The following is a 14737-nucleotide window of genomic DNA, read 5'->3' as shown; positions in this document are numbered from 1 at the left end:
CTTTTATGGCGATACCAGCTCAAACAAAGTTTATCTCGACGTGGGAATTGTTGGGATAATAGTCCTATGGAACGCTTTTTTAGGAGCCTTAAGACAGAATGGATACCAACAACAGGGTATCGTAATTTTACAGAAGCTCAGAACGAAATAACACGATACATAATTGGATATTACTGCCAGCTTCGTCCACATCAATATAACGGCGGACTGACGCCCAATGAATCGGAACGATTGTTCTGGTTAAACTCTAAGATCGTGGCCAATATTAGTTGACCACTACACCCAGCACCTAAGCTGGTGGAAAGACTATGCAAGACAGTATTTATAGGTAGCTAGGGTAATCGATATAACCAGCTGCACCGCCACCAAATAATGGTCCTTTGTTAAATTCAGCTAAAGTCAGCTGATACTGTAAACGAAAAGGTAGATCGGGATTGGCAATAAATGAGCGACCAAAAGCAACTAAGTCGGCATAACCTTTGTCTATCACAGCACTAGCACGTTTAACATCATAACTCCCAGCAACAATAATGGTACCACTGAACACCTGTCTTAGCTTGATTCTAAAACTCTCTGGGATCTTTGGTGCATCATCCCAATCTGCTTCTGAAAGATGAACATAAGCAATACCCATCTGACCTAGAGATTCCGCTGCCAATAAAATGGTATCGACAATTTCAGGGCAGGCCATATCTTTAAATGTGACAAAAGGCGCTAATCTAACACCGACTTTATTGGAACCAACCTTTGCGCTTACTGCATTAACAATCTCGAGTAAAAACTGAATCCGTTTTAATGGCGAACCACCATATGCATCCGCTCTATGGTTGGAGTTAGTGCGTAAAAACTGATCTATTAAATAACCATTGCCGCCGTGGATCTCCACTCCATCGAAACCTGCATCAATTGAATTTTTTGCAGCTTGCGCAAAATCCGTCACTACGCGGTCAATATCAGCTTGATTCATCTCTCTAGGCATTGGGCAATCGACCATCTGCCCATCAGGATGAAGTTCATCTACGACCCAGACTCTCGTATCGGTTGGTGTGATTGCTGAAGGTGCTATTGGAGCTCCACCTTGTTGAAATACCGGATGAGATACCCGCCCGACATGCCACAGTTGGTTAAATATTTTGCCACCCACTTTATGCACTGCCGACGTTACTTTCTGCCAACCAGCAATCTGGTCTTGAGTGTAAACTCCAGGGGTAAATGAATAACCTTGGCTATCTGCAGAAATCTGAGTCGCCTCACTAATAATCAAACCAGTCGATGCACGCTGGCCATAGTATGTAGCCATCATATCATTGGGTATATTTCCAGGTTGGGTAGTTCTAGAACGTGTCATTGGTGCCATAACCATACGATTATCTAGCGAAAAGTGAGATTTGTGGTATGGGGTAAAAAGGCTCATAATAACTCCTGAAGTTGGCTATAAACATTTAAGTGTTGTTGACTTGATGTCTCCAAGGGGACCAATTCTACTTCTCCGACACGGACAAAATCTTGTATTGTATTGCTATCAGGGAACTGCCTGATATTGTATTTTAAGGCATTTTGCTGCAACTTTTGGGTTAAATTTTTTAAGCTCATGTCAGTATCAAAAGCGATATGATCGAAAGTGCATTGCTGCAGGTTATTCGACTCGATAATATGAATTAACGCTTTGTCATCTTGGTATAACCATTCACCGTTAAAGGGAAAATTAGGGCGATGACCACTCTTTAATCCCAGCACATCAGTCAATAGTGTATTGACCACATAACTTTGAGAGGCATGTAAATTTATATGGCTATGTGTGATTTCCATGGTCAGTGCTCTCATTCTTCAAATGTTCTAAAGCAATATAACCCTGTTAACTTATTCTGATAATTGGGCTAGTATTAAAATCATTTTCAAAAAATATTTGATATGTACCATCTAAATGATCTTAAGTTGGCCATCCGTATTGCTGAGCTACAAAGTGTCTCAGCCGCAGGCCGTGAGCTTGGTATGACACCTGCAGCAGCCAGTGCAGCGCTACAGAGGCTAGAAAAAAAAATTGATTGCTTAATTTTTGCCCGTTCAACAAGGAAAATGAAACTCACAGAAGAGGGTCACCTATTCATCGAATCGGGTAGGAAAGCATTACAACTTCTCGATAGTGCCAGCAATGCCTTGGCGGATAATCGGGGGGAGCTGAAAGGAGATCTTCGTATTGCACTGCCGTCAGATCTTGGCCGCAATATTATTCGCCAATGTTTAGATGAGTTCGCTAGCACCGCGCCAGAGCTTAAAATCACCTTGTATTTTGGCGACCAAATGACAGACCTTATTAGCCAAAATATACACTTAGCACTGCGTTATGGCCACTTGGAAGATTCAAGTTTAATAAGGCGACAATTGACACTTATGCCTAGAGTTGCGGTTGCGTCCCCCCGCTATATCGAACTTCATGGTTTACCTGCACACCCTGAAGAGCTAGCCCAACATAAGGTCCTCATCTTGAGTCGCGGTAGTGAACCTTGGCACAAATGGCGTTTTAGTCACAAAGCCCAGCAGTTCGAAGTAAATGTCACTGGCAATAAAAACTGCAACGATGGCGCAGTTATCAAAGATTGGGCATTAGCGGGTGAAGGAATTGCGTATAAAAGCTGGTTTGATGTCGCCAAAGAGGTCCATCAAGGTTCTCTAGTTCTTCTATTTGCTGATTATATTGCCGACAGTATTCCACTGCAGCTGGTCTACTTACAAAGTGATTACCCCAGTTATAAAATTCGCACAGTTATCGATTTCATTAAAGAAAAGATTCAAACGTTTGAGTCTAATTACCCGCCATTATTTTGAGCAGTTAACCAAGACAACATAGTCATGTTCTGGTCTAATTCCATCGGACACTTAATTTTGAGACAGTATGGACAATAAATTAAGAGATCTATATGAGCCAAAAAAATCACATAAGAGTTATCCACAAGCATATAAAGAGGAAGTTGTCTTGATGTTGCTAGAGCAAGGTTATAGCGTTTCTGATGCAGTAAAGTCTCTTGGGGTTAGCACTAGTCTGCTTTACAACTGGAAGGAAAGTACCAATACCACCATTGTGCAAGAGATACAGCGGGCAAATGAATCCCTTGGTTCAAATGACGCGATCAAAAAGCTCGATAAATATGAATTGCTGATACTCTACGATATCGGCTACTTCAAAGAAAGAGATAGTGAAAGCCAAGTGCAGTTTGAATTGATTGCTCATCGATATGAGCATGGAAGCTTGTTTCTCACATCAAATCAAGTTTTTAGTAAGTGGGACAGTATATTTGGCTATAACATGATGACAGTTGCCGCAATAGATCGACTTATTTCACCACAGTGATATATATAAAATCGAAAGAGAAAGCTACCGTAAAAAAACAAGCAATGAAGAAAGTGAAGTCAAATACGGCTAAGTTAATTGACGTCTAATAATATACAAGCTTATGGCCATGGATTTGATATCTAAGGCATTAACGAAAGCTTTCTACCTGCACCAACCGTCCAGAGCGCTCGTATTTCACAATGACCGAAGATCACAGTATAACAGCAAACAATTCGGCAAGCTGCTATCGAGCTATGGTATTCGGGCTAGTATGTGGGATGTTGGTCCGTGTTGGAAAAATACCGTCGTTGAACTTTTTTTTGGTAGTTTGTAACACGATTGGATTTTTTAAAGTTACTCAACTAAAAAGGGAGTTTATAAAGCAAGATGTGATTGATTACATGAAATATTTCAACTTGGAGCGACTTCAATCTGCTAATGATGAACTGTCACCTGTAGAGTTTGAATATTCTGAACTAAAAGTGTCAAATTTGGGTTGAGCAGTACTTTTTGATCAAGCTTTGCATCTTAACAATAGGGTTATGTATTTTATTATCTCACGATGAACAACTAAGATGTGATACCCCCCCGACTTCAAATAATTGAGTCGGTTTTAATCGATAGTATTTCTCTTCTATATCTTTTGATAATTCTGCATAAGGTTGCGTCATTACGTCCTGCAGTTCGTGCAGCAATTCATAATTTCCTTCTGCGGCTTGTTGATAAGCAGGTACAACAAACCACTCACGTAAAATATATTTAGGATTAACAAGTTTCATATGTGTAGATATTTCTTTGGTCGATTGTGGTCCAGAAACATTGTTATTAGCACTGTTAGCAATACTATTATCACAACTGATATCACTAATGCTAATGTTGATAAGTACTTTCCAATCATCAAGCCACGCTTTCCAGCGATGATTCAATGTTTGTTCACCTGCCCCCTCTGCTAAATCGGAATAAAAACTTTTTTGCAAAGGGGTTATATCGTCTGGAATAGAGGAGAGCTCTCGGAAGAAAATAGTATAATCAACCTTCGTTTGCTTCATCAGCTTGTCTAGCTCACTGAGCATCGAGTTGTAAAGTTGCTGATGATTATTCATGTTTAAATGTTCAAAACCGAGCTTTTTTGCCCACATGGTATTCATTTGTGTATGCATGACATTTGAAAAACCTTCTTGAATTTCATCAAATTGTCTTAAAAAATCATGCTCATCAGATAACAAAGGACGTAAAGCTGAACAAAAACTATCAAAGTTTTTTTGTGCTGCGTTAGGTTGGTTCATCAAAGAAAAATGTAGTCCTCCACCTGTCCAAGGCGAGTATTGAGGATCAAAAACATCACAAAAACCAAAGGGGCCATAGTCAAGTGTGTAACCACCTGCTGCACAATTATCACTATTGAAATTACCTTGGCAAAAACCAACTCGGATCCATTGTCCGATGAGCGATGTTAGCCGACTTCTAAACTCTTTTGCCAATAAAATTATTTGTGCAGCTAAAGGAAGCTCCTTATCGATTACATCAGCGTATTCACGCTGTATTAAATGTAACACTATCTTTTCGAGTTCTTGCAATGCATTTGCGTGTTCTTGATGACGGACACGTCGAGCAAAAAGCTCAAGTTGTCCAACACGAATAAAGGACGGTGCGACGCGCGTTGTAATCGCAACAGGTTCGGATATTAATATATCAGGATTTTCCGAGCGTGAATCTTCTGAGTACCATGGACGTTGTACTTTATCCGTTGAAACATACAAACTTAAAGAACGCGATGTAGGTACACCTAGAGCGTGCATATGCTCTTGAGCTAAAAACTCACGAATACTTGAGCGTAATACAGCTCGACCGTCAGCACCTCTACAGTATGGTGTTCGCCCGCCTCCTTTTAATTGCATTTCCCAACGCTGGTCGTTGATAACGGCCTCAAATACTGAGATCGCGCGACCATCGCCATAGCCATTACCCGTTTGAAATGGGCATTGCTGAATATATTCAGTACCGTAAATAGAAAGCGCATAACCAGTTGACCACCCTACTTGACGCATAGGCTCAGGAACCTGAGACAAGTCTCCCGAAAATAGACGTACAAAATCAGGGGACGTCGCCAAACTGTCGTCAAAACCAAGTTCTAAAAACAAGTTTTTACTGTGTGCAACGTATTTGGGATTTGCAATTGGAGTCGGTCTAACTGGGACATAATGGCCTGAGAATACTTGTCGAGGTTGGTAATCAATACCGCTACTTGTAGCATCTGGATCTCTATGTAAGGTATCCAAAAGTGAATAACTTGCTGAACTAGCGAGTTGAGTTAATGTCGTTATTTTTACGCTGTTTTGTTGAGACTGACGATTGGACATATATAGTTATACCAAGATTGATAAGAAAATTTTCAATGCATTGTTTATCCTAACGGTTCAGTTGATAAGTTAATAGTTTTAACAAGTAACAAAAAAATAATCATCTTAAAAAATAATGATGTGAGTTAAGGATGTCTCTTTAGTAGTCATGCTTTAGGATGCGTGACTAAAATCGAGTGACTGTAAAATAATTTCGAATAAACATGTTTGTAAATTTGATTAACGATTAACAAATTGAAGCATGCAGTATGACTAAACAATCCATTAAACAAGCAATGAAACAATCAATAGCAACATTGATAGAACATAGAATGTTGCTGACTGATAACCTTGTTAAGGTAGAAATCTAAACACTTAATGGGATACCCATTATGTCATTGATGCAGAAGATATAATTACAATATGAAATAAAGCATATCGATGACATGATCAAAACTAGAACGACTTATCCAGCTAAATCAGAATCTATATAAGCTTGAGAATAATCTAGAAGTAGAATGTGATATTTGTGGAGAATCGATTCTAAAGCACTTATCTATTCTAGGTGTATTGAATCATTAAATTGAATGCTAAAAACAAACACAAACACAAACACAAAGCCTACAGAAATGGCTTGGATTTTTATGTAAGATTAAAATTTAAACAATATTTGATGAGGCACAAAGCGGATGATAGTTGCTTATAAGCTTTAGGTTATATCAAATTGCGTTTTTATAGATTGTGCGAAACGAATTATGAGTATGCTATAAAGAAGCTAACCCCTTTTAAGTCTAATCCCTAATATTTTAATCCTAAATAGTGTCTAATCGTTACGAAACATTGAAATAAGCTGCTCATCTATCAGTTCAGGTGATTGATGGTTAGCTGTCACAGCCTCGTCACAATACACGCGTTTCTTACAAGACATCAAACATAACTGCCACAGCTGCTTTTTTGTTTCTATATCTAAACTTTTAATATCTGCAACGCAGATGTGTCCACTTTGGATAAGCGAAGCCATTTTATCAAGTGGAATAGAAATATTAAGTTGTGTCATTGTGTTGTCCTCAAAAATTCAATATAGCAATTATATATTAATGAGAATGATTATCAACACGATTTAAACTGTTAACTAATATTTTTATGTTAATTGCCTTATTATTCGTTATCAGCTAAAAAATCGAACCAGGTAGACTTGCTGACCCCATCTTGTTTATAGATCACTATTGTTCGCCAAACCATATAATTACTGCTGCAAGATCCATAAATTGCAGTTCCCTTAAATGATTTTTGATCATCGGTTTCTAGTCTGACTGGAATAACGCCCATAAACATATCGCGACCTTCAATTCTAATCTGTACATCGCTTACAGGTACTGAAAACGTAAGTTGGATGTCTAATGGTTTTTCACTTGGTGTGAAAACAGGGTTTATCATGAGAGACACGGTTTGGTTGTTTACACTTTGTTCACAAGTTTTTTCAGCAAATTGACATAACGTTTGATCAACAACTTCACTTTTGCTTACTTCCATAGGGGGTTGAGAATCGCATCCTACTAAATTAGCAATAAAAAATAACAAGAAAGCACACTTTGTTAAATATCGCACAAATAATAACCTCATGATTCAAATTGATAACATTATCTTTAGGAAATTGATCTGGATCAAGTTTCCTCAGGTTCTCTGAGTATCTTTTTTGACGCAGCTCAAGTATCATTGCATTACCTCATGATAGATACAAAAAACATGAGGTAACACCTTGACAGCGCGTTAAAAAGCAACTTCATTTTAGGTTGTTTTTTCAGCGAATGTCAGCCTAAACAGGTAAAGTTCTACTTTACTATAATTAAAAGTAAAAGTAATAAGCCGTGGAAGCATTATGATGAATCATTCCCAGCCTACAGGCGCTGATTACAACTACACTATTGTTCGCCAATTCGCATTAACCACAGTTTTGTGGGGAATCGTTGGTATGGCAGTTGGTGTATTGATTGCGGCCCAGTTAATCTGGCCACAACTAAACTTTGAAACATCATGGTTAACGTATAGTCGTCTTAGACCGCTACATACGAATGCTGTGATTTTCGCGTTTGGTACTTCAGCCCTTTTCGCAACATCCTACTATATCGTACAACGCACCTGTCAAACCCGATTATTTGCACCTAAATTAGCTGCATTTACATTCTGGGGTTGGCAAGCCATTATCCTCTCAGCTGCAATCACCTTACCAATGGGTTTCACCTCAGGTAAAGAGTATGCAGAACTTGAGTGGCCTATTGATATCGCAATTACCATTGTCTGGGTTGCTTATGCAGTAGTGTTCTTTGGCACAATCATTAAACGAACTACGTCGCACATTTATGTTGCTAACTGGTTCTTTGGTGCTTTCATTATCACGGTAGCAGTACTGCACATTGTTAACTCAATGGCGGTTCCTGTGAGCTTATTCAAATCATATTCCATGTACTCAGGCGCAGTCGATGCGATGGTACAGTGGTGGTATGGACATAATGCGGTTGGTTTCCTACTAACTGCAGGCTTCTTAGGGATGATGTATTACTTCGTACCTAAACAAGCTGGTCGCCCTGTTTACTCTTACCGTCTTTCTATCGTCCATTTCTGGGCATTGATTGCATTGTATATTTGGGCTGGTCCACATCACCTTCATTATACTGCGTTACCTGACTGGACTCAGACTCTAGGTATGGTGATGTCGTTAATCTTATTTGCTCCATCTTGGGGTGGCATGATTAACGGTATTATGACGTTATCAGGTGCTTGGCATAAGTTACGTACCGACCCAGTTTTACGATTCTTAGTTGTTTCATTATCTTTCTATGGTATGTCTACCTTCGAAGGACCAATGATGGCGATTAAAACAGTAAACGCCCTTTCGCATTACACAGATTGGACTGTTGGTCACGTTCACTCTGGTGCATTAGGTTGGGTTGCGATGGTTTCTATCGGTTCGCTATATCACTTAATACCTGTGTTATTCGGTCACGGCCGTATGTACAGTACTAACCTAGTGAATGTGCATTTCTGGTTAGCGACGATTGGTACCGTATTATACATCGTAGCAATGTGGATTTCTGGTGTGATGCAAGGTCTAATGTGGCGTGCAGTTAACTCTGACGGTACATTAACTTACAGCTTTGTTGAAAGCTTAGAAGCTTCTTACCCATTTTACTTTGTCCGCTTTATTGGTGGTGTGTTCTTCTTAACTGGTATGTTCATTATGGCGTACAACGTCATTCGTACCGTTAATGCACCTAAAGATACTTTACCAGCATTAGCTGAAGAAAAAGCATAAGGAGCAGAACGATGAAATTTAATCATGAAATTATCGAAAAAAACATCGGTCTGCTAGGTATCTTTACTGTTATTGCCATCAGTTTTGGTGGTTTAGTTCAGATCACTCCGTTGCTATTTTCTAAGGATACAACTGAACCAGTTGAAGGGTTAATTCCGTATACTGCCTTACAGACTGAAGGTCGTGATATTTATGTCCGTGAAGGTTGTTATAACTGTCACAGCCAAATGATCCGCCCTTTACGTGCTGAAACAGAACGTTATGGCCATTACTCTGTAGCTGGTGAGTCAGTTTGGGACCACCCATTCCAGTGGGGTTCTAAGCGAACTGGACCTGACTTAGCTCGAGTTGGCGGTCGTTACAGTGACAAATGGCATGAAGTGCATTTGATTAACCCTCGTGATGTCGTTCCACAGTCTAATATGCCAGCTTACCCTTGGTTAGCTGAAAATAAACTAGACGGAAAACTCACTGGTAAGAAGATGCAAATCTTAAGTAATTTCCATCCGGATCATAATTTGTATACCGAAGAAGAAATTGCTGGCGCTCAAGCGGCTGTTGAAGGCAAAACTGAATTAGAAGCGTTAATCGCTTACCTTCAGTCTTTAGGCCACGCGCTGAAATAAGGAGGCAATTATGGATTACGGAACGTTACAAGGCATTCTTACCATTATTGTTATGGTCGTATTTGCTGGCATCTTTTATTGGGCGTATAGCTCTAAAAGCAAAGCTGGTTTTGATGAAGCCGCTAACCTGATTTTTTCTGACGAAGAAATTAAAAGCCAAACTAATCATTCAGGAGATAATAAGTAATGAGTATCTTTTGGAATGTGTGGATTATTTTTCCGACGCTATTAGTTATTGCTGGTTGTTTCTTCCTTTTACGTGCTTGTTCAAAGAACAAGACCGGAATTGAAGAAGGCGAATCAATGGGTCATACCTTTGACGGTATTGAAGAACTAAACAACCCACTACCAAAGTGGTGGGCATACATGTTCTATCTCAGTATTGTTTTTGGCCTGATTTACCTAGCGTTATACCCAGGTCTTGGTAGTTACCAAGGTTTATTTGGTTGGACGAGTTCTAACCAAAGTGTGGGTTACGAAGAAGGTATTAAAGCCGACTCGAAAGCTGCTGTTGAACTCGCTAAAGCTGAAAATCGTTTATCACAATATGACCGTGAAGTTGCGGCTGCTGATGAAAAATATGGTCCTATCTTTGCTGCATATCTAGCGACACCGTTAGAAGATTTAGTTAAAGATGAAGAAGCATTAAAAGTTGGTGGACGTTTGTTCCTGCAAAATTGTGCTCAATGCCATGGTTCAACAGGTAGTGGTGGTATTGGTTTCCCTGATTTAACTGATGGTAATTGGTTATACGGTGGTGAACTAGCCACAATTAAGACTTCTATCATGAACGGTCGAAACGGTATGATGCCTCCAAAAGGCGGTTTACCGATTGAAGACAGTGAAATACAAGGCTTAGCTGAATACGTGTTCAAACTATCTGGTCGTGATCATGACGCTACGTTAGCAGCGCAAGGTCAAGGTTCATTTATGAAAGGCTGTTTTGCTTGTCATGGAATGGACGGCACTGGTAATAAGTTTATGGGCGCACCTGATTTAACTGACAATGCTTGGTTATACGGTGGCAGTCGCTTGCAAGTGATGCAATCAATTGCAAACGGTCGTGCTGGTGTCATGCCAGCGTGGAACGAGATCTTAGGTGAAGAAAAAGTTCATGTAATCTCTGCTTACGTTTATAGCTTATCAAACAAATAGTTACACCTCAGTAACATCAAAGGCTTCGTGAAAACGAAGCCTTTTTTTTAAGTGATTATTAAGCCTTTTCAAGGTAAAATAACACAATAATAATTCTTAATATTTAGGACCTTTTTATGTCTGATGTTCAACCCTGGTATAAGCATTTTTGGCCTTGGTTTATTGTTGTGCTACTTCTTGTCGTTGTAATTAAAAGTATGGTAGCAATGGGCATTGCAATTGATAATGCAGACTCACTGGTTTCTGATGATTACTATAAAGAAGGTAAAGCCATTAATATGGATTTACGTAAAATCAAACAAGCCAAAAACTTAGGTATGCAGTTTTTAGTTGAAGTTGATGACCACGAATTAAAAATTTCTCAGCACGGCGGCCCTGAATACCGCGCTGCACTACAAGTCAGTTTCATTCACCCTACTCTTGAAGACAAAGATTTTAGAATCAATGCGACAGCAGATGGTAACGGTGATTTCAGAATCGGATTATCTGAAGCAATTTCAGGCCCATGGAATGTAAGATTACAAGGCTTTGATAATAGCTGGCGTATCCAGCAACGTATTGATATACAAGACGATGTAGAATACTGGTTAAATTAATATTCATGCAAAATTGTTTTCACTGTAATGAACCTGTTTTAACTGGTAGCGAATTTACAACGGTTATTGATAATCAGGCGCAACTTATGTGTTGTCCTGGTTGTCAGGCTGTTTCTCAAGCCATCATAGATTCGGGGTTAAGTAGCTATTATCAATTTAGAAGTGAACCAGGCAATAAGCAAACTGCGCTTGTTCCATCTGAGTTGGCTCAATTTTCTGCGTATGATCTTCCTGAAATCCAACAAGACTTAGTCCATTCAAAAGATAACCAAAATACGCTTTCAGTTTCTATCGAAGGGATAACTTGCGCAGCTTGTGCTTGGCTAATTGAACATAAATTAAAACAGCTTCCTGGCATAATTAGCATTGCGGTCAACTCTACCACCCAAAGAGCATTAGTCTGTTGGGATGATTCGCGTGTAAAACTCAGTGAAATACTATCAGAGATCAGCCGTATTGGTTATCAAGCTGCGCCCTATCAAATAGACGAACAGGAAAAACTCAGTAAACAAGAATCGCGAAAGTTTTTACTTCGTCTTGGGTTAGCTGCATTCGTTACCATGCAAGTGATGATGTTTGCACTGGCTTTATATTCTGACTACTTCATTTTAGAAGACACAGAAATGCGGGATTACTTTCGCTGGGTTAGTATGACGCTTGCCGCTCCTGTGGTCTTTTACTCAGCTCAACCTTTTTACTTCAGTGCCGTTAGAAGTTTGCTCGGCGGTAAGGTCAATATGGATTTGTCCGTTTCTTTAGCTATCGCTGGCGCTTATATAGCCAGTTGTATTGCGACAATAAACGGCACTGGTGAAGTGTATTTTGAGTCTGTCACCATGTTCACTTTTTTTTTGCTATTGGGACGTTTTTTCGAACAAAAAGCAAAACAAACCGCATCCGTCAGTTCGAGTAATCTTCACAAACTCATACCATTAACAGCTAATTTAATAACTTATTCAGTAAATAACTCCTCTACTAGTGAAGTATCTGAAATTCCAGCTAAACGATTAAAAGTTGGAGATACCATTTTAATCAAACCTGGTGAAGTCGTTGCTGCTGATGGGATCATATTATCAGGTAAGTCAGGCTTAAATGAATCAATGTTAACTGGCGAACAAAAGCCATTTATCAAAAGTGAGCGAGATACCGTGTATGCTGGCACTATTAATGTAGACCAACCTATTACTGTTCAAGTAACCGCATTAGGTCAAGATCAATTAGTCGCTGAAATTATCCGTTTACAAGAGGTAGCCTCAAATACGAAACCTAAAATTGCCTTGCTCGTTGATAAATCTGCCAGCTATTTTTCAACGGCCATTATTGCTATAGCGGGGATCACCTATTTTAGTTGGCTATTTATTTCACCAGATGATGCTTTCTGGGTCATGTTATCGGTATTAGTCGCAACCTGCCCTTGTGCACTTGCGCTAGCAACACCAACAGCAATCACATGTTCAACGGCAATATTTACCAAACTGGGGATTATTGTTCAAAAAGCGGGCGTATTTGAGAAACTACCATTAATCGAACATGTCGTATTTGATAAGACCGGCACATTAACGTGCGGAACTGTCTCTATTCAAAAAACAATTATTACAGATGACCTTGTTAATGAGCATTCAGCTCTTAATTATGCTGCAGCGCTTGAGATGGGTTCCATTCATCCCATCGCAAAAGCATTTGCACCATTTGTTAATTCAGACATCATCGCAACAGAGATCATCCACCATGTTGGGCTAGGAATATCTGCCAAGGTTAATGAACATACCGTCAAATTGGGTAATGCTCAGTTTGTCGGCCTCGATGCGTCACATTGTAAAGGCCAATTACTTTGGTTATCTATTGATGACATAATAGCTTCCTGCTTTATTTTGCAAGATGCTATCCGTATTGATAGTGCACAAGCTGTAACAGAACTTCAGGCGTTAGGTATTCAAGTCAGCATGGCAAGTGGTGACAGCAGTAAACATGTCACTGAAATAGCCCGTCAATTAAATATTCAACAAGCTTATGCAGGCTTAAGCCCACAAGACAAACTTGAATTGATAAATAATTTACAACAAAAACAGCAGGTTGCTATGTTCGGTGATGGTATCAATGATGCCCCAGTACTCGCTGGTGCCAACTTGTCTGTGGCAATGGGAAGTGGCAGCGCAATAGCTAAAAATAGCGCTGATTTAATTTTACTTGGCGATCATCTTTCTAAATTCATTCAAGCAATAAAACTTGCTAAACTAACCAATAGAATAATAAAACAAAATCTAATTTGGGCGTTTGCTTACAACATCATTATATTGCCGTTAGCCGTAACTGGTCATGTCGTACCGTATATAGCGGCGATTGGTATGTCGATAAGCTCAATCATTGTTGTTTCTAACAGTCTTCGCCTGCTAAGGGTAAAACTATGAGTATCATCTACGTATTAATTCCCATTGCCATGCTTTTCGTCGTGGTCGCTGTAGCCGTATTTTTTTGGGCGGTAAAATCAGAACAATTCGATGATCTTGATAGGCAAAGTGTGTCGATATTATTTGATGAAGATAAGCCTACTGTGACTACAGATAATACTAAGACGCTCAATGATGACGTGGTAACTGCTAACTCTTTTGATGATGAGCTAATTGATTCGGATAAATCTGCAACCCAAAAGACTCCGCAAATTGATTGAATATAATGTATGGGGAGCATTCCTGGTCGGATTAATGGGCGCTGCACATTGTTTTGGAATGTGTGGTGGTTTAATTGGCGCTTTTGCTACTAATTTACCAGCAACATCTTCAAATCGTTTGGCAAACCAATTAAGTTTTTTACTCAGTTATAATTTTGGCCGTATTGCGAGTTACACGATTGCAGGTGCGTTGGCTGGAGCAAGTAGTGCCGCATTAGGCTACATGTTCGATGTTGACAGTTATCTCATTGGTTTAAGAATACTTGCCGGCATTATGATGATAATAACTGGACTTTATATTGCCCAAATATGGTTCGGAGTCGTCCATATTGAAAAACTTGGTAAAGGTTTATGGTCGTTACTCAAACCTATTGCTAATAAATTGTTGCCGATTAAAACCCAGTTTCAAGCAACGATTGCAGGGATGATTTGGGGATGGTTACCCTGTGGTTTAGTTTACAGTACTTTAACCTGGTCAGTTGCATCAGGTGATGCATTGAACGGAGCTTTGGTAATGTTTGCTTTTGGCCTTGGAACACTGCCTGCATTGTTAAGTGCTGGATTAACTGCTAAAAAATTAGCTGGATGGGTTCAAAAAAAGCAAGTACGACTTTTAAGTGGGATCTTGATTGTAGTATTTGGCTTACAAACTATTTATATCGCCATCATGCAGCTAAACTAGCTCAAGCTTTGTTATTAGTTTAACATG

16 protein-coding genes and 2 pseudogenes are annotated in these 14737 nt (G+C 39.4%); 13 read left to right on the top strand and 5 right to left on the bottom strand.

Annotated elements, in window-relative coordinates; all coding sequences use genetic code 11:
• Positions 1-273: integrase core domain-containing protein (locus tag LMH66_RS04435; protein WP_229368696.1), on the top strand; the 273-nt coding region annotated here is incomplete at its 5' end.
• Between the two features lie 49 nt (positions 274-322).
• Here LMH66_RS04435 and LMH66_RS04430 read toward each other — a convergent pair.
• Together LMH66_RS04430 and LMH66_RS04425 are read right to left on the bottom strand one after the other, a co-directional pair.
• The gene (locus LMH66_RS04430) at positions 323-1414 is read right to left on the bottom strand and encodes an alkene reductase (protein WP_229368695.1); all 1092 of its coding nucleotides are present in this window, start codon (positions 1412-1414) and stop codon (positions 323-325) included.
• Complete coding sequence (locus LMH66_RS04425; RefSeq protein ID WP_229368694.1) at positions 1411-1809, bottom strand: hypothetical protein; 399 nt, start codon at positions 1807-1809, stop codon at positions 1411-1413. The genes LMH66_RS04430 and LMH66_RS04425 overlap by 4 nt, the downstream gene beginning before the upstream one ends.
• A gap of 102 nt (positions 1810-1911) precedes the next feature.
• Between LMH66_RS04425 and LMH66_RS04420 the strand changes: the two genes are divergently transcribed.
• The 4 genes and pseudogenes from LMH66_RS04420 to LMH66_RS04405 all read left to right on the top strand — a co-directional run.
• A complete protein-coding gene (locus LMH66_RS04420) occupies positions 1912-2826 on the top strand; it encodes a LysR family transcriptional regulator (protein WP_229368693.1) in 915 nt (304 codons plus the stop codon).
• Between the two features lie 67 nt (positions 2827-2893).
• Positions 2894-3061, top strand: a pseudogene (locus LMH66_RS04415) (transposase); the annotation flags it as partial.
• Between the two features lie 18 nt (positions 3062-3079).
• The gene (locus tag LMH66_RS04410) at positions 3080-3349 is read left to right on the top strand and encodes an ATP-binding protein (protein ID WP_229368702.1); all 270 of its coding nucleotides are present in this window, start codon (positions 3080-3082) and stop codon (positions 3347-3349) included.
• 91 nt (positions 3350-3440) lie between these two features.
• Positions 3441-3831: pseudogene (locus tag LMH66_RS04405) on the top strand (IS3 family transposase); the annotation flags it as partial.
• Positions 3832-3888: 57 nt separating this feature from the next.
• Here the strand turns inward: LMH66_RS04405 and LMH66_RS04400 are convergent.
• The 3 genes from LMH66_RS04400 to LMH66_RS04390 all read right to left on the bottom strand — a co-directional run bounded on the left by LMH66_RS04400 (position 3889) and on the right by LMH66_RS04390 (position 7251).
• Positions 3889-5691, bottom strand: coding sequence for a protein adenylyltransferase SelO (locus LMH66_RS04400; protein WP_229368692.1), 1803 nt, complete (start codon positions 5689-5691; stop codon positions 3889-3891).
• Between the two features lie 802 nt (positions 5692-6493).
• Positions 6494-6727, bottom strand: coding sequence for a hypothetical protein (locus LMH66_RS04395; protein WP_102527321.1), 234 nt, complete (start codon positions 6725-6727; stop codon positions 6494-6496).
• Between the two features lie 101 nt (positions 6728-6828).
• Entirely contained in the window at positions 6829-7251 is a 423-nt protein-coding gene (locus LMH66_RS04390) for a hypothetical protein (RefSeq protein WP_229368691.1), read from the bottom strand.
• A 298-nt stretch (positions 7252-7549) separates the two neighbouring features.
• On the opposite strand from LMH66_RS04390, the gene ccoN reads away from it, so the two are divergent.
• The 8 genes from ccoN to LMH66_RS04350 all read left to right on the top strand — a co-directional run bounded on the left by ccoN (position 7550) and on the right by LMH66_RS04350 (position 14710).
• Positions 7550-8983, top strand: a complete 1434-nt coding sequence (gene ccoN, locus LMH66_RS04385) for a cytochrome-c oxidase, cbb3-type subunit I (RefSeq protein WP_102527319.1) — start codon at positions 7550-7552, stop codon at positions 8981-8983.
• A gap of 11 nt (positions 8984-8994) precedes the next feature.
• Complete coding sequence (gene ccoO / locus LMH66_RS04380) at positions 8995-9609, top strand: cytochrome-c oxidase, cbb3-type subunit II (RefSeq protein WP_229368690.1); 615 nt, start codon at positions 8995-8997, stop codon at positions 9607-9609.
• Between the two features lie 10 nt (positions 9610-9619).
• A complete protein-coding gene (locus LMH66_RS04375) occupies positions 9620-9796 on the top strand; it encodes a cbb3-type cytochrome oxidase subunit 3 (RefSeq protein ID WP_102527317.1) in 177 nt (58 codons plus the stop codon).
• Complete coding sequence (gene ccoP, locus LMH66_RS04370; RefSeq protein WP_229368689.1) at positions 9796-10764, top strand: cytochrome-c oxidase, cbb3-type subunit III; 969 nt, start codon at positions 9796-9798, stop codon at positions 10762-10764. Before LMH66_RS04375 ends, ccoP begins: the two co-directional genes overlap by 1 nt.
• A 116-nt stretch (positions 10765-10880) precedes the next feature.
• Entirely contained in the window at positions 10881-11360 is a 480-nt protein-coding gene (locus LMH66_RS04365; RefSeq protein WP_229368688.1) for a FixH family protein, read from the top strand.
• The gene (locus LMH66_RS04360; protein ID WP_229368701.1) at positions 11360-13768 is read left to right on the top strand and encodes a heavy metal translocating P-type ATPase; all 2409 of its coding nucleotides are present in this window, start codon (positions 11360-11362) and stop codon (positions 13766-13768) included. The genes LMH66_RS04365 and LMH66_RS04360 overlap by 1 nt, the downstream gene beginning before the upstream one ends.
• Positions 13765-14028 (top strand): cbb3-type cytochrome oxidase assembly protein CcoS, encoded by a 264-nt coding sequence (gene ccoS, locus LMH66_RS04355; RefSeq protein ID WP_229368687.1) that lies wholly within the window; start codon positions 13765-13767, stop codon positions 14026-14028. The genes LMH66_RS04360 and ccoS overlap by 4 nt, the downstream gene beginning before the upstream one ends.
• A complete protein-coding gene (locus tag LMH66_RS04350; RefSeq protein ID WP_102527313.1) occupies positions 14021-14710 on the top strand; it encodes a sulfite exporter TauE/SafE family protein in 690 nt (229 codons plus the stop codon). Before ccoS ends, LMH66_RS04350 begins: the two co-directional genes overlap by 8 nt.
• The last annotated feature ends 27 nt before the right edge of the window (positions 14711-14737 follow it).

Origin of the sequence: Shewanella sp. 10N.7, from assembly GCF_020806285.1 — a bacterium.
In the GTDB taxonomy this organism is placed as follows: domain Bacteria; phylum Pseudomonadota; class Gammaproteobacteria; order Enterobacterales; family Shewanellaceae; genus Shewanella; species Shewanella electrodiphila.
The sequence above is the reverse complement of the archived record's forward strand: the minus strand, read 5'-3'. Positions and strand labels throughout refer to the sequence as shown.